The organism is Dyella soli, from assembly GCF_054482295.1.
The window spans coordinates 1,508,164-1,526,564 of record NZ_JBTFFU010000001.1 but is presented as its reverse complement, the minus strand read 5'-3'; the positions used below and the strand labels follow the sequence as shown (position 1 = coordinate 1,526,564).

Annotated in this window: 20 protein-coding genes; 4 read left to right on the top strand and 16 right to left on the bottom strand. The window is 68.5% G+C overall.

The features are described 5' to 3' along the window. Nucleotide 1: 1 nt before the first annotated feature. The 11 genes from ACXU4B_RS07030 to ACXU4B_RS06980 all read right to left on the bottom strand — a co-directional run bounded on the left by ACXU4B_RS07030 (nt 2) and on the right by ACXU4B_RS06980 (nt 10,511). Entirely contained in the window at nt 2-487 is a 486-nt protein-coding gene (locus ACXU4B_RS07030; RefSeq protein ID WP_131409026.1) for a GNAT family N-acetyltransferase, read from the bottom strand. After that, nucleotides 484-1,803: a metal-dependent hydrolase family protein gene (locus ACXU4B_RS07025; protein WP_131409024.1), complete on the bottom strand. Its 1,320-nt coding sequence runs from the start codon at nt 1,801-1,803 to the stop codon at nt 484-486. Before ACXU4B_RS07025 ends, ACXU4B_RS07030 begins: the two co-directional genes overlap by 4 nt. Nucleotides 1,804-1,872: 69 nt before the next feature. Further along, the gene (locus ACXU4B_RS07020) at nt 1,873-2,247 is read right to left on the bottom strand and encodes a hypothetical protein (RefSeq protein WP_131409022.1); all 375 of its coding nucleotides are present in this window, start codon (nt 2,245-2,247) and stop codon (nt 1,873-1,875) included. Between the two features lie 43 nt (nt 2,248-2,290). Beyond that, a complete protein-coding gene (locus ACXU4B_RS07015; RefSeq protein WP_131409020.1) occupies nt 2,291-3,055 on the bottom strand; it encodes a LytR/AlgR family response regulator transcription factor in 765 nt (254 codons plus the stop codon). Further along, a complete protein-coding gene (locus ACXU4B_RS07010; RefSeq protein ID WP_205746533.1) occupies nt 3,052-4,317 on the bottom strand; it encodes a sensor histidine kinase in 1,266 nt (421 codons plus the stop codon). The genes ACXU4B_RS07015 and ACXU4B_RS07010 overlap by 4 nt, the downstream gene beginning before the upstream one ends. 138 nt (nt 4,318-4,455) lie before the next feature. Beyond that, nucleotides 4,456-5,370 (bottom strand): hydroxymethylglutaryl-CoA lyase, encoded by a 915-nt coding sequence (locus tag ACXU4B_RS07005; protein WP_131409016.1) that lies wholly within the window; start codon nt 5,368-5,370, stop codon nt 4,456-4,458. A gap of 24 nt (nt 5,371-5,394) precedes the next feature. Then, on the bottom strand, nt 5,395-7,404 hold the full coding sequence (locus ACXU4B_RS07000) for an acetyl/propionyl/methylcrotonyl-CoA carboxylase subunit alpha (protein ID WP_131409014.1): 2,010 nt from the start codon (nt 7,402-7,404) through the stop codon (nt 5,395-5,397). An 89-nt stretch (nt 7,405-7,493) separates the two neighbouring features. Further along, entirely contained in the window at nt 7,494-8,012 is a 519-nt protein-coding gene (locus ACXU4B_RS06995; RefSeq protein WP_131409012.1) for a cupin domain-containing protein, read from the bottom strand. A 93-nt stretch (nt 8,013-8,105) separates the two neighbouring features. Beyond that, nucleotides 8,106-8,498 carry a VOC family protein gene (locus tag ACXU4B_RS06990; RefSeq protein WP_131409010.1) on the bottom strand — a complete coding sequence of 131 codons (393 nt, stop codon included), beginning with the start codon at nt 8,496-8,498 and terminating at the stop codon, nt 8,106-8,108. A gap of 55 nt (nt 8,499-8,553) precedes the next feature. Then, nucleotides 8,554-9,348 carry an enoyl-CoA hydratase-related protein gene (locus ACXU4B_RS06985; protein ID WP_131409008.1) on the bottom strand — a complete coding sequence of 265 codons (795 nt, stop codon included), beginning with the start codon at nt 9,346-9,348 and terminating at the stop codon, nt 8,554-8,556. Nucleotides 9,349-9,419: 71 nt separating this feature from the next. Next, complete coding sequence (locus ACXU4B_RS06980) at nt 9,420-10,511, bottom strand: MBL fold metallo-hydrolase (RefSeq protein ID WP_131409006.1); 1,092 nt, start codon at nt 10,509-10,511, stop codon at nt 9,420-9,422. 184 nt (nt 10,512-10,695) lie between these two features. On the opposite strand from ACXU4B_RS06980, the gene ACXU4B_RS06975 reads away from it, so the two are divergent. Genes ACXU4B_RS06975 through ACXU4B_RS06965 form a run of 3 tightly spaced genes read left to right on the top strand, consistent with a single transcriptional unit; the run spans nt 10,696 to nt 13,078 of the window. Continuing rightward, nucleotides 10,696-10,941, top strand: a complete 246-nt coding sequence (locus tag ACXU4B_RS06975; protein WP_131409004.1) for a FeoA family protein — start codon at nt 10,696-10,698, stop codon at nt 10,939-10,941. Next, nucleotides 10,938-12,782, top strand: coding sequence for a ferrous iron transporter B (gene feoB, locus ACXU4B_RS06970; protein ID WP_131409003.1), 1,845 nt, complete (start codon nt 10,938-10,940; stop codon nt 12,780-12,782). The genes ACXU4B_RS06975 and feoB overlap by 4 nt, the downstream gene beginning before the upstream one ends. Continuing rightward, nucleotides 12,779-13,078 (top strand): DUF6587 family protein, encoded by a 300-nt coding sequence (locus tag ACXU4B_RS06965; protein ID WP_131409001.1) that lies wholly within the window; start codon nt 12,779-12,781, stop codon nt 13,076-13,078. The genes feoB and ACXU4B_RS06965 overlap by 4 nt, the downstream gene beginning before the upstream one ends. A gap of 15 nt (nt 13,079-13,093) precedes the next feature. On the opposite strand, the gene ACXU4B_RS06960 is transcribed toward ACXU4B_RS06965, so the two are convergent. Both ACXU4B_RS06960 and ACXU4B_RS06955 read right to left on the bottom strand, forming a co-directional pair. Then, nucleotides 13,094-14,002, bottom strand: coding sequence for a tetratricopeptide repeat protein (locus tag ACXU4B_RS06960; protein WP_205746532.1), 909 nt, complete (start codon nt 14,000-14,002; stop codon nt 13,094-13,096). Between the two features lie 173 nt (nt 14,003-14,175). Then, nucleotides 14,176-14,607 (bottom strand): SRPBCC family protein, encoded by a 432-nt coding sequence (locus ACXU4B_RS06955; protein WP_131408999.1) that lies wholly within the window; start codon nt 14,605-14,607, stop codon nt 14,176-14,178. A gap of 201 nt (nt 14,608-14,808) precedes the next feature. Between ACXU4B_RS06955 and ACXU4B_RS06950 the strand changes: the two genes are divergently transcribed. Beyond that, entirely contained in the window at nt 14,809-14,994 is a 186-nt protein-coding gene (locus tag ACXU4B_RS06950; protein WP_131408997.1) for a hypothetical protein, read from the top strand. Between the two features lie 13 nt (nt 14,995-15,007). Here the strand turns inward: ACXU4B_RS06950 and ACXU4B_RS06945 are convergent, their stop codons facing one another. The 3 genes from ACXU4B_RS06945 to ACXU4B_RS06935 all read right to left on the bottom strand — a co-directional run bounded on the left by ACXU4B_RS06945 (nt 15,008) and on the right by ACXU4B_RS06935 (nt 18,363). Continuing rightward, a complete protein-coding gene (locus tag ACXU4B_RS06945; RefSeq protein WP_131408995.1) occupies nt 15,008-16,615 on the bottom strand; it encodes a carboxyl transferase domain-containing protein in 1,608 nt (535 codons plus the stop codon). Between the two features lie 140 nt (nt 16,616-16,755). Then, on the bottom strand, nt 16,756-17,031 hold the full coding sequence (locus ACXU4B_RS06940; RefSeq protein WP_131408993.1) for a hypothetical protein: 276 nt from the start codon (nt 17,029-17,031) through the stop codon (nt 16,756-16,758). A gap of 147 nt (nt 17,032-17,178) precedes the next feature. Beyond that, on the bottom strand, nt 17,179-18,363 hold the full coding sequence (locus ACXU4B_RS06935; protein ID WP_131408991.1) for an acetyl-CoA C-acyltransferase: 1,185 nt from the start codon (nt 18,361-18,363) through the stop codon (nt 17,179-17,181). Nucleotides 18,364-18,401: the final 38 nt, after the last annotated feature.

The following is an 18,401-nucleotide window of genomic DNA, read 5'->3' as shown; positions in this document are numbered from 1 at the left end:
CTCACAGCTCGCGAATGAAGAACTGGTCGCAACTGAAGTGGCCAGTGCCACCCATGGGAGCACACAGGGTGGTAAAGCCGTGTCTGCGATACAGCGCCTGGGCGGCATCCATGCCCGTCAGCGTTTCGAGATAGCAGCGGCGGAAGCCGTGCGCGCGGGCCGCGTCAAGGCAGCGCAACATCATGGCGCTGCCGGCGCCGATGCCGCGCGCCTGCGGGAGGAAGTACATCTTGCGCAGCTCGCAGACGTCCGCGTCGCCGCCTTCCAGCGGGGCGATGCCGCCGCCGCCGATCACCACGCCGTCGCGTTCCACCACGAAGTAGGCGCTGCGCGATCGTGCATAGGCGTCGTACATGGTGTCCACCTCGGCATCGTGGATGGCGAAGCCCGGGCCATCGGCACCGAACTCGGGCATCACCGTGCGGATGATGTTGGCCACGGCGGGGTTGTCGCACGATTCGATCGGTCGGATCAGGAAGTCGGTCATGGCGTCGCTTGCGCTGTGCGGTAGATGGTGCCGTCCTTCATGACGAAGGCCGGATGCTGCAGGTCATCGATGTGCGTGCTCGGGTCGCCGCCGAAGGCGACCAGGTCGGCGCGCAGGCCGGGCGCGATGCGACCGAACCGTTGCTGTTGGCGCAGGATACGCGCGGCCACGTCGGTGGCGGCGTGCAGGGCCTGTGCCGGGGTCATGCCGTCGCGCACCATGTTGGCCGGTTCGCGCCAGTTGTCGCCGTGGGTGAACACGCCCACGTCGCTGCCGTTGCCGATGGTGACGCCGGCCTTGAGCGCCGTGCGGAACGCGCGCTCGGCCTCGCGCATGCGTGCGGTGGGTTCGCCCTGGCCCGGCACATAGTGCTCGAAGTATTCGGCGGTGGCTTCGACCGCGGTCAGCGTGGGCTCGTAGGCCACGCCGTGCTGTTTGAGCAGGCGGAAGGTGGCCTCGCTGGCGCCGTAGCCGTGCTCGATGCTGTCCACGCCGGCCTCGACCGCCAGGCGCACGCCGGCATCGCTGGAGGCGTGCGCGGCCACCGGGCGGCCGGACAGGTGCGCGGTATCGACGATGGCCTTCATTTCCGCGAGCGACAGCGTGGGCTGGGTGCCGCCATCCGCGCCCACGCGATAGTCGGCGTAGAGCTTGATCCAGTCGGCGCCGCGACCGGCCTGTTCGCGGGTGGCGCGGATCGCGGCGTCCACGCCGCTGATTTCTTCGGCGCCGCCGGGCAGGTCCAGGTCGGGGCGGAAGCCGCGCGGCCCCGGTCCGTAGCTCGCGGTGGCGACAATCGCACGCGTGGCCACGAACATGCGCGGCCCGGGGATCATGCCTTCGTCGATGGCGCGCTTGATCGACACATCGGCGAACCCGGCGCCCTCGGTGCCGAGATCGCGCAGCGCGGTGAATCCGGCCAGCAGGGTGGCGCGTGCATGGGCAGCGGCCTGCAGCGTGCGGTAGTCCTGCGGCTCCTTCAGCACCTGATCGTTCCACAGCGTCTCGTTGTACGGATGCAGGAACAGGTGCGAATGCAGGTCGATCAGGCCCGGCGTCAGCGTGGTGCCGGGCAGGGTGATGCGCTGCGCCCCGGCCGGCGCCTGGATGCTTGCCACGGGCCCGACGGCGGCGATGCTGCCCTCGTGCACGAGCACCGCCCAGCCGGCGTGCGCCATGTCGCCGTCGGCCGTCCATACGCGATCGGGCAGCAGCAGTACATCGCCCCTGGGCGCCGCGGCCATCACGCTGGATGCACTCGCCAACAGCAGGACTGCCAGCGCGCCTGCCCCCATTCGCCACCGATATCGCCGCATTGCCCGTTTCCCCTGCCAGCCCGAACCCCGATTCTAGCGAGGCGCGGCGCCTGCCGGCGAGGCCGCATTTCAGGGCGTGGCGCGCGCGGCCGTCGCCATCTGTTCGGCGCATTCGTCGGGCGCCGCGAGCCTGCTGGTCACGCAACTGCGGAAATCGACCGGCAGGGTGGTGACCATGAGACTGTCACCCTCGCGCATGCTGAACGTGCTGAGCGGCCGCTTGCAGCCGGTGCCAGTGACGGCACAGCTGTGCGGCAGCACGGTGTAGTGGCAGACGCCGGTCTTGCTGCGCAGGCAGCGGAACGAGGCCAGGTCGCCGACGATCTGGATCTGGCTGTCGATCACGTCCTCGCCATCGACGATGGAATGCGTGACCACGGTGCGCCCGTGGTCGCAGCCGGCCAGGGCCAGCAGCACATAGAACAGCAGGATCAGTTTATCCATGACGGTCTCCGACGCTGCGCGGGTGGCAGCGGTTTCGGGGCGCTCACATGTTGCGGAACAAGGCCATGAACGGCTGGCTCACCACCAGCGTCTCGGGTCGCTGCTTCAGGCGCAGCGTGCCCTTGCCGGTGTCGTCGCGCACCACCGAGGCCACGGCCTTGAGGTTGACGATGGTCGAGCGGTGGATCTGCTTGAACAGCGTGGGATCGAGCCGCGCCGCCAGTTCGCGGATCGGCGTACGCAGCAGCAGCTCGCCATCGACGGTCATCGCCACCGTGTACTTGCTGTCGGCGCGAAAATAGGCGACGTCGTCGACCATCAGCAGGCGCGTCTCGCGGCCGTGGCTGGCGGTGATCCAGGTGAGTGGCGAGGCGCTGGCATTGCGGTCCAGTGCCAGCTCGCGCAACAGCGAGGCGAGCGTTTCCCGGTCGGCCGTGGATGGCGCGCTGCGTGCCTTGATCCGCTGCACGGTGGCGGCCAGCCGCTCGAAACGGATCGGCTTGAGCAGATAGTCCACCGCACCGCGTTCGAAGGCGTCGATGGCGTACTGGTCGTAGGCGGTGATGAACACCACCTGCGTCGCCGGGCTGGCCTCGGCCGCGGCGGCGGCCACTTCCAGTCCGCTCAGGCCGGGCATGCGGATATCGAGAAAGGCGACGTCGGGCCGCTGCTCGGCGATGGCCTCCAGCGCACTGGCGCCGTCGTCGCACTCGGCCAGGATCTCCAGCGCCGGCCAGGCCTGCGCCAGCACCTCGCGCAGGGCCGTGCGCAGCAGTGCTTCGTCTTCGGCGAGTATCGCGGTGGTCATGGAGTGGTCCCCGTCGCGTCGGGCGCGGCGTGCACCGGCACGGTGATGGTGCTGGCCACGCCTTCGGGCGCGTTGCTGACCACCGACAGCGAGGCAGCGGCGCCATAGATCAGGCGCAGTCGTTCGCGCACGTTCTTCAGGCCGATGCCGGTGCCGCTGCTGGCGTCGCTGAAACCACGGCCATCATCGGCCACGGTGATGGCGACGGCGCCGTCGTCGCGCCGCGCGGTGATCCATACCGTGCCACCGCCGGGCTTGGGTTCCAGTCCGTGCTTGATCGCGTTCTCCACCAGCGTCTGCAGCATCATCGGCGGCAGCGACACGGTGCGCAGGGCATCGGGCACCTCGAGCTGCAGCGACAGGCGCGGGCCCATGCGCAGCCGCATGATTTCCAGGTAGGCGCGGGTGCGTTCCAGTTCGTCGCCCAGCGTCGACAGCGCGTCCTCGGTCAACGGCAGCGAATGGCGCAGGTAGTGGATCAGGTGGCCGAGCATCTGGTCGGCCTGCGCCGGATCGCTGCGGGTGAGGTATTGCGCGCTGGCCAGCGTGTTGTAGAGGAAGTGCGGCTCGACCTGCGCATGCAACAGGTTGAGGCGGGCCACGGTGCGTTCTTTTTCGCTCTCCGACTGTGTCGCGCGCAGCTTTTCGAGGCGACGCCGCTCGGCCACGCGACGACTGATGGCGCGCGTGATCGCTTCGGCGTTTTCAAGATTGGTGCCGTCGTCGACGCGGAACCAGTCGCTCCAGGCGCCGGCCTCCGGCTCGCAGATCAGGGTGACGCTGCCGGTGCTGTCGCCCGGCGTCACCGTGGCGAAGATCTGGTTGCGCAGATGGCCAAACCAGGTCGAGGGATCCAGGCGTCCGAGCGTGCTGCGTCCATACGGCATGGGGCGCCGTACCTTGGCGCGGATCTGCAGGCTGTCGCGGGCGCTTTCGATTTCCTCGGTGCGCGGCAATTCGCGAATGGCAGCGTCCAGCAGGTTGAACGCTTCGTCGGCTTCGAACGGGATCTCGACGCGTCGCCGTTGCCGGTTGCCCAGGGTGTCGCTGTCGACGTGCCCGGCGATCAGGCGAACGCGGCGCAGGTGCGACACTGCGCTGGTGACCACCATCAGCAGGGCGATGGCGATCAGCAGGGTGAAGCCGGCACCCACGTCGCGGTAGCGGAAGGGGGCGCTGTTGGCGAGCAGCAGCGCGGCGAACAGCAGGGCGAGAAACCATGCCACGACGAGGCGGGCAACAAAGAACACACTCTTGATCACGGCCTGACCCCGGTGGGCGATTGGGACGAACCGGAGCATACCCAGCCCGGTCGCCGGCGGGGTTCGTTTTTCGACGGAACGGGGATGGCGGCGACGAAGCCGGCCCTGGCGCGCATGAAATGCAGGCCGGTGTTGTTGCTAGGCAGCCGCCGTGCGTGCCCGCGTCACGCGGCTGGCGGTTTCCTTGTGCAGTTGCGCGGCCAGCCAGGCGCCGGTGGCGACCAGGATGTCGAGATCGATACCGGTGTGCAGGCCCATGCCGTGCAGCATGTACACGACATCTTCGCTGGCAACGTTGCCGGTGGCGCCTTTCGCGTAAGGACAGCCGCCGGTGCCGGAGACGGCGCTGTCGACCACGCGCACGCCTTCTTCCAGGCAGGCGAGGATATTGGCCAGGGCCTGGCCGTAGGTATCGTGGAAATGGACGGCCAGCGCCGCCAGCGGCACTTCCTGCGCCACGGCTTTCAACATGGCACGCGCCTTGGCCGGCGTGCCCACGCCGATGGTGTCGCCCAGCGACACCTCGTAACAACCCAGTTCATGCAGGCGGCGCGCCACGCGGACGACGTCGCTGACCGGCACTTCGCCCTGGTAGGGGCAGCCAAGTACGGTGGAGACATAGCCACGTACCCTGACGCCATCCGCTTTCGCACGCGCGAGCACCGGCATGAAGCGCTCGATCGACTCGTCGATGCTGGCGTTGATGTTCTTGCGGTTGAACGCTTCGGATGCCGCGCTGAACACGGCGATTTCCGTGACCCCGACGGCGCGTGCGCGCTCATAGCCCTGTTCGTTGGGCACCAGCACCGGATAGGCCACGCCGGGCACCTTGCGAATGCTCTGGTAGACCTCGGCCGCGTCCGCCATCTGCGGCACCCACTTCGGGCTGACGAAGCTGGTGGCCTCGATCGTTTGCAGGCCGGTGCCCGAGAGGCGGTCGATCAGCGCGATCTTCACGTCGGTCGGCAGCAAGGTCTTTTCGTTCTGCAGGCCGTCGCGCGCGCCGACTTCGACGATGCGGACGTGGTCGGTGGGTGGTGACGAAGCATTCATGGCGTGACTTCCTGCAATTCGCGATCAGGCCTGATCGGCGGGAACAAAGCGCACCAGCACCGCGTCGGCCTCGACAAAGTCGCCTTGCGCCGCGCCCATGCTTTCGATGGTGCCGGCACGTGGCGCTTTCAATGCCAGTTCCATCTTCATGGCCTCCATCACCAGCAGTTCCTGGCCTTCCTCGACGGTGTCGCCGGCGCCGGCCTTGACCAGCACGATGCGGCCGGGCATGGGCGCCTGCACCTGGTTGCCGCCGCCGCTCTCCTTCGACTGCCAGGCGAAGGCCGCGGCGCGTTCGAAGGCGTGGCGATGGCCCGCGGCATCGTGCACGGTCACGCGCGTGGCGTCGGCACGCACAGGCATGCGCAGCGCCTCGCCGCCAAAGCGGGCACTCAGTGTCTCGCCATCATGGCGCGCGCCGTGCACGTCGACGCGGGATTCGCCATGGCAAAGCCGATAGTCGCCGTCGTGGCCATAGGCATCGATTTCATGCCGCTGGCCATGCAGCGACAGCGCCACGATGCGCTTGCCGGCATGGCCGATGCGCCAGGCATCGGCGCGCGACCAGGGTGAACTCGGATCGGCGCCATGGCGGGCCTGCACCATCGCCGCGCATTCGTCGTGCAACAGGGCCGCGCTGGCCGCCGCGAACAGCACGCTGTCGGCGGGGGCGGCATCGCCGGCGAGGAACTCGCCGAGGTGACGGTCGAGGTAGCCGGTATCGATGCGGCCCGCGACCACGACGGGGTGGCGCGCAAGCCGTTCGAGGAAACCGATGTTGGATTTCGGGCCCACGATTTCGCAGGCCATCAGCGCATCGCGCAGACGCTGCAGGGCCTGGGCACGGTTCTCGTCCCATACGATCAGCTTGGCGATCATCGGATCGTAGAAGATCGTCACCGTGTCGCCTTCGACGACACCGCCGTCCACGCGCACGTGCCGCGACTCCGCCGGCAGGCGCAGGCGCAGCAGCTTGCCCGAGCCGGGCAGGAAGTTCTGGTCCGGGTCTTCCGCGTACAGGCGCACTTCGATGGCATGGCCGCGTGCGCGAAGCTGGTCCTGCGCCAGTGGCAACGCCTCGCCGGCGGCGATGCGCAGCTGCCATTCGACCAGGTCCAGCCCGAGGGTTTCCTCGGTCACCGGATGCTCGACCTGCAGCCGCGTGTTCATTTCCATGAAGAAGAACTCGCCGTCCGGGCCGACGATGAATTCCACCGTGCCGGCGCCGACGTAGTCCACTGCTTTGGCCGCGGCCACGGCGGCGGCACCCATCGCGGCGCGACGCGCGTCGTCGAGGAACGGCGAGGGCGTTTCCTCCAGCACCTTCTGGTAGCGGCGCTGGGCGGAACACTCGCGCTCGTTGAGGTGGATCACGTTGCCGTGGGTGTCGCCGAACACCTGGAATTCGATATGGCGCGGATGATCCACGTAGCGCTCGAGAATCACGCGCGTGTCGCCGAAGGCGCTGGCGGCCTCGCGCTGGGCCGAAGCGAGCGCATCGGCGAAGTCGCCCTCGGCGCGCACGATGCGCATGCCCTTGCCGCCTCCGCCGGCGGCCGCCTTGATCATCAGCGGAAAACCAGTGCGTCGTGCCTGCTCGGCGAGAAACGCGGGCGCCTGCTCGGCACCGTGGTAGCCCGGCACCAGCGGAACGGCGTGCTGTTCCATCAGCGCCTTGGCCGCGGCCTTCGAACCCATCGCGTCGATGCTCTCCGGACGCGGGCCGATGAAGGCGATGCCCGCGTCGGTGCAGGCACGGGCGAAGGCGGTGTTTTCGGACAGGAAGCCATAACCGGGATGGATCGCCTGCGCGCCGCTGTGGCGCGCCACCTCGAGGATGGCCTCACCGCGAAGATAGGAGTCGGTGGGTCGAGGGCCGCCGATCGGCCAGGCCTCGTCCGCCAGCCGCACATGCTGGGCGTTGGCATCGGCTTCCGAATACACGGCGATGGTATGGATGCCCAGGCGCCGGCAGGTGCGGATCACGCGGCAGGCGATCTCGCCGCGATTGGCAATGAGTACGCGCTTGAACATGCGGCTTCCGGGCTTGTGCGAGGTCGACAAAACTAGCAGATCGGGGCGCGCGAGCCGATGCGCGGCGCAGCATCGGGGCCCGGATCGGCCTATTCCTCGTCCCAGTAACCCACGCTCATGTCGGGCTTGCTGACGATGCGGAAGCCCTGCGGCGAGCCGTCTTCCCCGGGCGGGAATTCCGCCATGACGGCGTACTTGCCGGTGTCCGGGTATTCGCAGATCTCGGGGGTCTCTTTCGTGCTCACCGCGAGATAGCGCAACTCGACCGTGCCGGTGTTGATGATCTGGTGCGCCCGTTCCGGGCCGCCGGGCGGGCAGGCGATGACGTCACCGGCCCGGATGGGGTGATGCTCCTTGCCGAAGCGGACTTCGCCCGTGCCTTCGATGACGAAGAACATCTCTTCGTTGAAATGATGGCAATGGAAGGGGAAGGCTCGCTTGCCGGGCGGCACTGCGGTGATGTTGTAGCCCAGCTTGGTCGCGCCAAGCTGCGCCGAGAAGCGGCCCATGCGTGCGTCGAAGCGTTCGGCCGCCGGGCCCTTGGGGCTGTTGCCGGATGGGTAGGGCGCCAGTTCGACGTCGGCGATGTTGATGATGGGGTGGGGCATGGCGAGGTTCCCGGCGCTGGATGTGACAGGCGGTTTCGGCAAGCGGTCATCCGCCCGGGTGCAGGAAGATCCGCCCGCGCGGCTGCACCTTCGTCATTCCGGGCGGTGGCAGACGGCCTCGATATTGTGACCGTCCGGATCGAGCACGAAGGCGCCGTAGTAGTGCTCGTGATAATGAGGACGCAGGCCCGGGGCGCCGTTGTCCTTGGCCCCGGCCGCCAGCGCCGCGCGATGAAAGGCATCGACGGCGGCGCGGTCCGGCGCTGCCAGCGCGACATGCACGGGGCCGGTGGCCTGTCCCGTGTGCGAGGTGCCGATCCAGAAGTTGGGCACGCCATGGATGCCAAAGCCGGCATGCGCACCATCACCGGTCTGCTCGGCGGTGACTTCCATGATCAGCGCGCCACCCAGCGGCGCCAGCGCCTTGAGGTAGAACTCGCGGCTGCGTTCGTAACCGGAAACCTGCAAACCCACGTGGTCGAGCATGGCCTCACTCCTTGTGCAAGCGGATCGGAACGCGTCGAGTATGCCGCCCGTTTCGTCAGCCCGGCGTGGACCAGCGCGGCGCGCGCTTGGCCAGGAAGGCGCCGAGCCCTTCCTGGCCTTCGGCGGACACCCGCAGGCGCGCGATCAGCGCCGCGTTGTCGCGGTCGAGTTGTTCGGCTGCGGCTTCATCCACGCCGGCCATGCGCAAGGCCAGTTGCTTGGCCTCCGCCTGTGCCAGCGGACCGGCCTTGGCCAGCAGCTCGAGCGCGGTGTTCACGGCATCGTCGAGTTGCGCGGCCGGCACGCATTCGTGCAGCAGTCCGATGGCCTGCGCCGTGGCCGCATCGAACAGTTCGCCGGTGAGGAACAGCCGGCGCGCCTGGCGCAGGCCGATGGCGTGGATGACGTAGGGCGAGATCACCGCGGGTACCAGGCCCAGCTTGACCTCGGTGAGGCCGAAGCGCGCGCTGTCCACGCCGATGGCGATGTCGCAGCAGGCGATCAGGCCCACGCCACCGCCATAGGCGGCGCCGTTGACGCGGGCGATGGTGGGCTTGGGCAGGAATTGCAGCGTGCGCATCAGGCGGGCGAGGCGCAACGAGTCCGCGCGGTTTTCCGCCTCGCTCGCCTGCGCCATGCCGCGCATCCAGTGCAGGTCGGCGCCAGCGGAAAAACTGGCGCCCTCGCCGGTGAGGACCACCGCGCGCACGGCGGCATCCGCGCCGGCCTGTTCCAGCGCCGTGGTCAGCTCCGCGATCAGCCCGTCATCGAAGGCGTTGTGCACCTGCGGACGATGCAGCGTGATGCGGCGGACGCCGTCCTGATCGGCGATCTGGATGCTGGTGACCATGCGGAGCTCCTGCTAGGGGCGGATATCTTAGAGCCGAACCGGCTCGCGACGATCCCTCTCCGCTGGCGGTCCTAGTCCTTTGCCGGCAGGGCCAGGAACTCGGCGGCCTCGAGCGCCGATCCCTGCCAATGGGCCGGCGCCACGTCGCGCCACCACGGTTGCACGGCCTCCGCCTGGGCCGGTTCGACGGGCTCGCCCAGGCGCGGCATCAGCAGGCCTTCCGGTGCCTTGGCCAGCAGCACCTCGGCCGGTTCGGCCCAGGGATGCAGGGCCAGGTTGAAGGTGCCCCAGTGCACCGGCAGCAGGCGGCCGCTGCCCAGCTGCCGCCACGCGCTCAGCGCGTTGTCCGGGCCCAGGTGCACGTTGCCCCAGGAGGGGTGGAAGGCGCCGACTTCGATCATGGCCAGGTCGAAGGGGCCCAGGCGCTGGCCGATTTCCCCGAAGGCCGGCGACAGGCCGGTGTCGCCGCTGAAGAACACGGCGTGGCGTTCGCCGCGCAGTGCGAACGACGACCATAGCGTGGCGTTGCGGTCGTGCAGGCCGCGACCGGAGAAGTGATGCGATGGCGCGGCGGTGATGGTCAGTCCACCCGGCAGCGTGGCGTGTTCCCACCAGTCCAGTTCGATGATGCGCTCCGGCGCGATGCCCCAGGCCTCCAGGTGCATGCCGACGCCCAGCGAGGTGACGAACGGGACGTTCAGTCGGGCCAGGGCGCGGATGCTGGGGTAGTCCAGGTGATCGTAGTGATCGTGCGAGATCAGCACGGCATCCAGCGGCGGCAAGGCGGCGATGTCCACCGGCACCGGCTGGAAGCGCTTGGGGCCGAGGAACGAGAACGGCGAGGCACGCGGCCCCCATACCGGATCGGTCAGCACGCGCTGGCCGTCGATCTCCAGCAGCACGGTCGAGTGGCCCAGCCAGGTGGCGCGCAGGCCGGTGTCCGCCGGCCGTGCCCAGCCGGCACGCGGATCGAGCGACGGCAGCGGCTGGGCCGGGACGCGTCCCTCGCCGCGGAACACGAAGTCGACCAGCGAGGGTCGCTCGTCCTCCGTGCGCGGGGCGCTGGAAGGGTAGGTGTTGACGAAGCCCTCGCCGGCATACTGGGCGGAGGCCTGCATGCGCTCGAGCCTGTGTCCGGCGGCGCGTCGGGTAAACCAAGCCATGTGTAACCTCATCCGGGTGAACTGACGCGGCGGCTGCCGTTCAGGGCGAGCGGCACGGGGCGACCTGACTTGCTATCGGGGCGCGGCGAGCGTTTCCAATGGCCCGGGCAGGCGGTCCGGTCACGCTGCAGCCGGCGGGCGACCGATGTACAATGCGAACCATTCTTATTCAAGTTGGTGACCAGTGCGCCTGTCCGACCTGCCGAAAGGGGCAACTGCCGTGGTGGACCGAGTGGACGATGCTCATGCTTCCGACCCGATTGCGCAGCGACTGCGCGACCTCGGTTTCGTGGCAGGCGAGCCGGTTCGCCTGGTGGCCGTCGGTCCGCTGGGTGCCGACCCCTTGCTGATCCAGATCGGATCGACCCGCTTCGCGCTGCGACGGGCCGAGGCAGCCCGCGTGATCGTGCGCACGGAGCTGGCGGCATGAGCGCGGCTACCCTGCGCATTGCCCTGGTAGGCAACCCCAATTGCGGCAAGACGGCGCTGTTCAACCAGCTCACCGGTGGTCGCCAGAAGGTGGCCAACTACGCCGGTGTCACCGTCGAACGCAAGGAAGGCCGCTTCACGGCGCCGTCCGGTCGCGTGCTGCAGTTGCTGGACCTGCCCGGCACCTACAGCTTTGACGCGAACAGCCCGGACGAGCAGATCACCCGCGACGTGCTGGAAGGCAACTACCCGGGCGAGGCCGCCCCCGACCTGATCGTATGCGTCGCCGACGCGACCAACCTGCGCCTGCACCTGCGCTTCGTGCTTGAAGTCAAACGCCTGGGCCGGCCGGTAGTGCTGGCCCTGAACATGATGGATGCCGCGCGCCGTCGCGGCATCACCATCGACGTGCCCGCATTGGCGTCCCGGCTGGGCATGCCCGTGGTGGAAACCGTGGCCGTGCGCCGCGATGGGGTGAAGGCGCTGATCGCGCGAGTGGACGGCGAAATGCCGGTAGCCGCGCCGGCCGAGCCGGACGATCCGGCCAGTCGCGCCGACCTGCACGCGCAGGTGCGCGAGTTGCTGGCCGCCACCGTCCGCATGCCGCGCGCCACCGCGGAAATCGATGACGCGCTGGACCGGTGGGCGCTGCACCCGGTGTTCGGGCTGGCCATCCTGGCGGTGGTGATGTTCCTGGTTTTCCAGGCGGTGTATGCAGCCGGCAAGCCGATGACCGACCTGATCGGCGACGGCTTCGCCTGGCTGGGCGCGCACGCCACGGCGTGGATGCCGGCCGGACCGTTGCAGAGCCTGATCGTCGACGGCGTGTTCGGCGGCCTGGGCACGGTGATCGGCTTCCTGCCGGAAATCCTGGTGCTGTTCTTCTTCATCCTGGTGCTGGAGGAATCCGGTTACCTGCCACGCGCCGCGTTCCTGCTCGACCGGCTGATGGTGTCGGTGGGCCTGACCGGGCGCTCGTTCATTCCGCTGCTTTCCAGCTTCGCCTGCGCCATCCCCGGCATCATGGGCACGCGCAGCATCACCGATCCGCGCGACCGGCTGTCGACCATCCTGGTGGCGCCGCTGATGACCTGTTCGGCGCGCCTGCCGGTGTATGCGCTGCTGATCGGCGCGTTCATTCCCACGCGGCGCGTGCTGGGCATCTTCAACATGCAGGGCCTGGTCTTGTTCGCGCTGTATGCCGCCGGCGTGCTCGGTGCGATGACGGTGGGCTGGGTGATGAAGAAGATGCGCCGCGACCGCAGCGAGCATGCCTTGCTGATGGAGCTGCCGTCGTATCGCCTGCCCAAGCCGCGCGACGTGGCGATCGGCCTGTACGAGCGCGGCATGATCTTCCTCAAGCGGCTGACCGGCGTGATCCTGGGGCTGACCGTGTTGATGTGGTTCCTGTCCACCTTCCCGTCGCCACCGGCGGGCGCCACCGGCCCCGCGATCGACTACAGCTTTGCCGGCTATATCGGTCGCGGCCTGCAATTCATCTTTGCACCGCTGGGCTTCAACTGGCAGATCAGCGTGTCGCTGATTCCCGCCTTCGCCGCGCGCGAGACGGCGGTCGCCGCGCTGGCCACCGTGTATGCCGTGGGTGGCGAGGGTGCCGACGGCGCCGGCCTGGCGCAGGCGCTGGCCGCCAACTTCTCGCTGGCCAGCGCGCTGTCGCTGCTGGTGTGGTTCGCGTTCGCGCCGCAGTGCATGTCGACGCTGGCGGTGATCCGCCGCGAGACCAACTCGTGGCGCAACGTGGCCATTTCGTTCGGCTACATGTTCGTGGTGGCCTACGTGGCCTCGCTGCTGACCTACCAGATCACGAGCCTGCTGACATGAGCACGGGACTGCTGGTGCAATACGCCGTCATCGGCCTGGTCGTGCTGGCCAGCGCGCTGCTGACGTTTCGCAAGCTGGCACCCCAGCTCACCAACCGCTGGCTGGCGGCGGTGGCGCTGCAGCTGGACCGGCCTACGCACACCGCATGGCAGCGCGCGCTCGGCCGGCGCCTGCAACCACGGCAGGCCACCGGCAATTGCAGCGACGGCTGCAGCACCTGCGGCGCCTGCGGCCCCAGACCGCCGGCGGCCGCGCACGACGTGCAGCCGCTGGAGTTCCGCCCGCGCGCCAGGTAAGCGGGTGTTCCCGGCTCAGCGGTGGTCGGGGTTCGTATCCATCGGCGGATTGATCTTGCGGATGGCCGGATCCCCGGCCTTCAGCGGCGTCAGGATACCGACCGTCACCGTGCCTGACAGCAGGTAGGTCGCGAACTTCGGATCGTAGGGATCCGAGCTTGAACGCAGTTGCTGGTAGGCGAGGACTCCGTCGGTCACGTGAACGCCGGTCACATCCCACGGCGTGGTGCTGATATGCCCGCCGATGCCGACGTCGTAGTTCACCGGTGCCTGGTGATTGTTCATGCCGACCACGCCGCCGATGACCACGTGCGGGGCGGCGGAGCCGACGCGCGAGCCGGTGGCGGAGGCCAGCACTTCGCGCCAGCGTGCCTTGGCCCGCGGCAGCGCGGTCGCATCGCCGTAAGTGGGCAGCAGCTCGCGCCAGATCTCGTTGGCCTGGGCGAACTGCTCGGGCGTCAGGTGCGCGTACAGCAGTTGCTTGGCATAGACGTACTGCGGCTCGCCGCGCTCGGCGGCCAGGGCGAACCAGGCCATGGCCTGCGGAAGGTCAACGGAGGAACCGAGCCCGTTGAGATAGAGCACGCCCAGGTTGTATTCGGCCGGCTTGTAGGCCCACGACGCGGCCACCCGGTACATGGCGATGGCGTGGGCGTAGTCGTGCCGTTGATTGGCCAGCGCGCCGAGATAGAAGTAGTACTCGCCAGGCCGGCCATCATCCTCGGGTGTGTTGAAGGCGTCCGAGCGGCTGGTCGGCACATCCGGCGTGGCGTTGTAGCTCACCACGTGGGGAGATGGGGCGGCGGTGTCCACCGGAATGGTGGGAAGGGTCGTGTCGGCGCTGGCCTGGGTCGCGACGCACACCAGCCCCAGCGAGGCGGCAAGGCAGAACGAACGCAACGTCGGAAGACTTTGCCTGTTCATGGCGATACCTCTGGTCGACTGCATGGGGAATGCAGCGTCTTTACGCTACTCCCAGCGCCGGCAAGCGGCAATCGCGTCGTGGGCGTGCCGGCAGGCGGCGGACGCGGTTGCCAGATCCCGGCGTGCCAGGTCGCCCGGCGTTGCCGCACAGGAAGGCGGTTCCCGCGGCGTCCTCAGGCCAGCCGGCGGGCGAGACCCGCCAGGATCATGCCCCAGCCCTGCTCGGTCGCTTCGGCCCACGCAGGCAGCACGCCTTCATGGGTCAGCACCAGTTCGCAGCCGTCGCCGGCCGGCGTCAGTTCGATGGCCACGCGGGTGTGCACGGCCGAATATTTCGGTACCGCAAAGGTGAAAACGAGCCGGCGCGGGCGATCGATTTCCAGATATGTGCCCACATGCTCCACGTCTTCGCCGTCGCGGCGATCGGTCAACACAAAACCGCCGCCGATACGTGCATCGATGTCCACCCTTACCATCTCGCCGGACTCGGTGGCGAACAGCCAGCGCCCCGCCGTGGCCGGATCCAGCCAGGCGTCGAAGACGCGCCCGGCATCGACATCGAAGTGGCGCGCGATGCGGAGTGTGCGAGTCGGGGTGGCATTCATCGCGATGGTCCCTGGTCGGATGGGCGCGGCCTTGCGCCATGGACGGCGCGGCGGGCGCATGAGCTTGCGATGGCGGCAACGCCCATCGCGCGGAGGCGCACCCCCTGAGTGTACCTGCGTCGCCGCTGCACCCGTCTGCCCCAGGGTCGCCTTGCCGCCTGCCTCCTGGCTAGAATCGCTCACCGTCCCCGGGAGTCGACCATGCCACACGATCCGTCCATCGATAGCGTCCTGCCGCAAGGCGATACGACCGAGATCACCGTACCGCCCGTGACCTTGCGCCATCCGCGCGTCCATGGCGTGATCGACAGCCTCGACGTGGCCGAGCACGACGAAGTGGCGCACGAGGCGGCCTTGCGCGGCTCCGCCCTGCGGGCGCCGCGCTGACCGGTGGCGCCGGTCACATGCGGAACACGCCGTAGCGCTGCGGCTCGATCGGCGCGTTGAGCGAGGCGGAGATCGCCAGGCCAAGCACGCGTCGCGTGTCGGCCGGGTCGATGATGCCATCGTCCCACAGGCGTGCGCTGGCGTAGTAGGGGTGTCCCTGGCGCTCGTACTGCGCGCGGATCGGCGCCTTGAACGCCTCTTCGTCCTCGGCGCTCCATGTCTTGCCGGCCGCCTCGAGGCCGTCGCGGCGCACCGTTGCAAGCACCGACGAGGCCTGCTCGCCGCCCATCACGCTGATGCGTGCATTGGGCCACATCCACAGGAAGCGGGCGCCGTAGGCGCGGCCGCACATGGCGTAGTTCCCGGCGCCGAAGCTGCCGCCGATCACCACGGTGAACTTGGGCACGTGCGAGCAGGCCACCGCGGTGACCATCTTCGCGCCGTCTTTGGCGATGCCGGCGTTCTCGTATTTCTTGCCGACCATGAAGCCGGTGATGTTCTGCAGGAACACCAGCGGCACGTTGCGCTGGTTGCACAGCTCGATGAAGTGCGCGCCCTTGAGCGCCGACTCGGAAAACAGGATGCCGTTGTTGGCGATGATGCCGACCGGGTAGCCGTGGATATGGGCAAAGCCGCAGACCAGGGTCTTGCCGTAGCGTGCCTTGAATTCGTGGAACTCCGAGCCGTCGACGATGCGCGCGATCACCTCGCGGATGTCGAACGGGCGTCGCGTGTCCTGCGGTATGACGCCGTAGAGCTCGTCGGCCGGATAGAGCGGCTCGGACGGCGCGCGCAGCGCCAGCGGCATCGCTTTCCTGCGGTTGAGGCTGGCGACGATGTCGCGGGCAATCGACAGCGCGTGGGCGTCGTTCTCTGCAAAGTGGTCGGCCACGCCGGAAACCGAGGTGTGGACATCGGCACCGCCGAGCGCCTCGGCGTCCACCACTTCCCCGGTGGCGGCCTTCACCAGCGGCGGACCGCCCAGGAAGATCGTGCCCTGCTCGCGCACGATGATGGTCTCGTCGCTCATCGCCGGCACGTAGGCGCCGCCGGCCGTGCACGAGCCCATCACCACCGCGATCTGCGGAATGCCCAGGCCGGACATGCGGGCCTGGTTGTAGAAGATGCGGCCAAAGTGCTCCTTGTCCGGGAACACCTCGTCCTGCAACGGCAGGAAGGCGCCCCCGGAATCCACCAGGTAGACGCACGGCAAGCGGTTTTCCAGCGCGACTTCCTGCGCCCGCAGGTGCTTCTTCACCGTGATGGGGAAATAGGTGCCGCCCTTCACCGTGGCGTCGTTGGCGACCACCACCGTCTCGATGCCGTTGATGCGGCCGATGCCGGTGATGATGCCGGCCGCCGGGGCGGCGTCGTCGTACATGCCGTGGGCAGCAAGCGGGGACAGTTCAAGGAACGGCGAGCCGGGGTCGAGCAGGGCGCGGATGCGCTCGCGTGGCAGCAGCTTGCCGCGGGCCGTGTGCTTGTCGCGGGCCTTCTCGCCACCGCCTTCGGCGCTGCGGGCCAGCTCGCGGTGCAGGTCGTCCACCAGGCCCCGCAGTTGTGCACTGCCGGCCTGGAAGTCAGGGGAGCGTGGATCGATCTGCGTGGTTATGACGCTCATGGGAATCGGGCTGCCGGGCGAAAGAAGCCACCGATGATAGTGGCCCGGGCCTTCCGGCTAAATCGGCGACGCAGCATGGCGAACGCCCAAAAAAAAACCGGCCGCCCAAGGCGGCCGGTTTTCGGAATACACCGGACTGCTTACTTACCAGCGGTCGAAGCAGCGGCCGGAGCAGCCGTCGAAGCAGCGGCCGGGGCCGGCGCTTCAGCCGGAGCCGGAGCAGCGGCGGTCGAAGCCGGAGCAGCGGCCGGGGCAGCAGCGGTAGAGGCCGCAGCAGCCTTCTGAGCCTGGTCAGCGGACTGCTGAGCCTGGTCAGCCGACTTCTGAGCGTCCTGCGCGGAATCCTGCGCGCCGTTGCTGCAAGCCGCCAGCAGCGCGACGAGCGCGGAGGCGAGTAGGGTACGCGTGAACTTCATGGTGAATCTCCTTTGCCGTGGAATGCCGTTTGGCGGGCGTATTAATAACGCTTTCGTGGAAATTGCGCCACATCTTTGTGTAACACAATAAAAACGGTTAACCCTGCTTTCATGGGCGGCCGCCGGTCCGGCCGCCCGAATCGGCCATTAATCAAGGCATTCCACGGCGATGGCGGTGGCTTCGCCGCCGCCGATGCACAGCGAGGCCACGCCGCGCTTGAGGCCGCGGGCCTTCAGCGCGTGGATCAGGGTGACCACCAGGCGGGCGCCGCTGGCGCCGATCGGGTGGCCGAGCGCGCAGGCGCCGCCGTTGACGTTGAGCTTGTCGCGAGGGATCTGCAGCTCGTGCATCGCTGCCATGGCGACCACGGCAAAGGCCTCGTTGACCTCGAACAGGTCGACGTCGGCCACGGTCCAGCCGGCCTTCTCCAGCACCTTGTGCAGCGCGCCGACCGGTGCCGTGGTGAACCACTCCGGTTCCTGCGAATGCGTGGCATGGGCCACGATGCGGGCCAGCGGCCTGAGGCCGCGCGCCTTGGCATCGTCTGCCGACAGCAGCACGACCGCCGCGGCGCCGTCGGAAATGCTGGACGAGCTGGCCGCGGTGATGGTGCCGTTCTCCTTGCGGAAGGCCGGCTTCAGCGTGGGGATCTTGCTCGTATCCGAACGGCCCGGCTGCTCGTCGGTGTCCACCTTCACTTCGCCCTTGCGACCGGCCACGGTCACCGGGACGATCTCGTCGGCGAATGCACCGGACTGCTGGGCGGCCTTGGCGCGGTCGACCGACTCGGTCGAATAGGTGTCCTGTGCTTCGCGGCTGAAGTGGTACTTGTCGGCACACAGTTCGCCGAACACGCCCATGGCCTTGCCGTCGTAGGGACTGGTCAGGCCGTCCCACGCCATGTGGTCGACCAGCGTGCCGTCACCGTAGCGCAGGCCCGTGCGGGCGTTGACCATGTGCGGGGCGTTGGTCATCGACTCCATGCCGCCGGCGACCACGATGGCCGCCGAGCCAGCCTTGATCAGGTCGTGGCCCAGCATGATGGCCTTCATGCCCGAACCGCACACTTTGTTGACGGTGGTGCAGCCGGCGGCCGGCGGCAGGCCGGCGCCCAGCGATGCCTGGCGCGCCGGAGCCTGGCCGAGATTGGCCGGCAGCACGCAGCCCATGATCACCTCGCTGACATCCGTGGCGGCCACGCCGGACTGCTCCAGCGCGGCGCGGATGGCCGTGGCGCCCAGCGTCGGGGTGGGAACGCCGGTGAACTGGCCTAGGAAAGAGCCAATGGCCGTGCGCTTTGCACCGGCAATGACAACGCTGACGTCCGACATGGGGATCTCCGCAAGTACTTGATGGGGCAGGGGTGCCC

Bases quoted from the DNA above. Each gene is read 5' to 3' on its own strand.
- ACXU4B_RS06990 (WP_131409010.1), bottom strand. From the start codon at position 8,498: ATGCTCGACCACGTGGGTTTGCAGGTTTCCGGTTACGAACGCAGCCGC.
- ACXU4B_RS07030 (WP_131409026.1), bottom strand. From the start codon at position 487: ATGACCGACTTCCTGATCCGACCGATCGAATCGTGCGACAACCCCGCC.
- ACXU4B_RS06935 (WP_131408991.1), bottom strand. From the start codon at position 18,363: ATGTCGGACGTCAGCGTTGTCATTGCCGGTGCAAAGCGCACGGCCATT.
- ACXU4B_RS06950 (WP_131408997.1), top strand. From the start codon at position 14,809: ATGCCACACGATCCGTCCATCGATAGCGTCCTGCCGCAAGGCGATACG.
- ACXU4B_RS07025 (WP_131409024.1), bottom strand. From the start codon at position 1,803: ATGCGGCGATATCGGTGGCGAATGGGGGCAGGCGCGCTGGCAGTCCTG.
- ACXU4B_RS07005 (WP_131409016.1), bottom strand. From the start codon at position 5,370: ATGAATGCTTCGTCACCACCCACCGACCACGTCCGCATCGTCGAAGTC.
- feoB (WP_131409003.1), top strand. From the start codon at position 10,938: ATGAGCGCGGCTACCCTGCGCATTGCCCTGGTAGGCAACCCCAATTGC.
- ACXU4B_RS07020 (WP_131409022.1), bottom strand. From the start codon at position 2,247: ATGGATAAACTGATCCTGCTGTTCTATGTGCTGCTGGCCCTGGCCGGC.
- ACXU4B_RS06940 (WP_131408993.1), bottom strand. From the start codon at position 17,031: ATGAAGTTCACGCGTACCCTACTCGCCTCCGCGCTCGTCGCGCTGCTG.
- ACXU4B_RS07000 (WP_131409014.1), bottom strand. From the start codon at position 7,404: ATGTTCAAGCGCGTACTCATTGCCAATCGCGGCGAGATCGCCTGCCGC.
- ACXU4B_RS06945 (WP_131408995.1), bottom strand. From the start codon at position 16,615: ATGAGCGTCATAACCACGCAGATCGATCCACGCTCCCCTGACTTCCAG.
- ACXU4B_RS06955 (WP_131408999.1), bottom strand. From the start codon at position 14,607: ATGAATGCCACCCCGACTCGCACACTCCGCATCGCGCGCCACTTCGAT.
- ACXU4B_RS06980 (WP_131409006.1), bottom strand. From the start codon at position 10,511: ATGGCTTGGTTTACCCGACGCGCCGCCGGACACAGGCTCGAGCGCATG.
- ACXU4B_RS06960 (WP_205746532.1), bottom strand. From the start codon at position 14,002: ATGAACAGGCAAAGTCTTCCGACGTTGCGTTCGTTCTGCCTTGCCGCC.
- ACXU4B_RS07015 (WP_131409020.1), bottom strand. From the start codon at position 3,055: ATGACCACCGCGATACTCGCCGAAGACGAAGCACTGCTGCGCACGGCC.
- ACXU4B_RS06995 (WP_131409012.1), bottom strand. From the start codon at position 8,012: ATGCCCCACCCCATCATCAACATCGCCGACGTCGAACTGGCGCCCTAC.
- ACXU4B_RS06985 (WP_131409008.1), bottom strand. From the start codon at position 9,348: ATGGTCACCAGCATCCAGATCGCCGATCAGGACGGCGTCCGCCGCATC.
- ACXU4B_RS06965 (WP_131409001.1), top strand. From the start codon at position 12,779: ATGAGCACGGGACTGCTGGTGCAATACGCCGTCATCGGCCTGGTCGTG.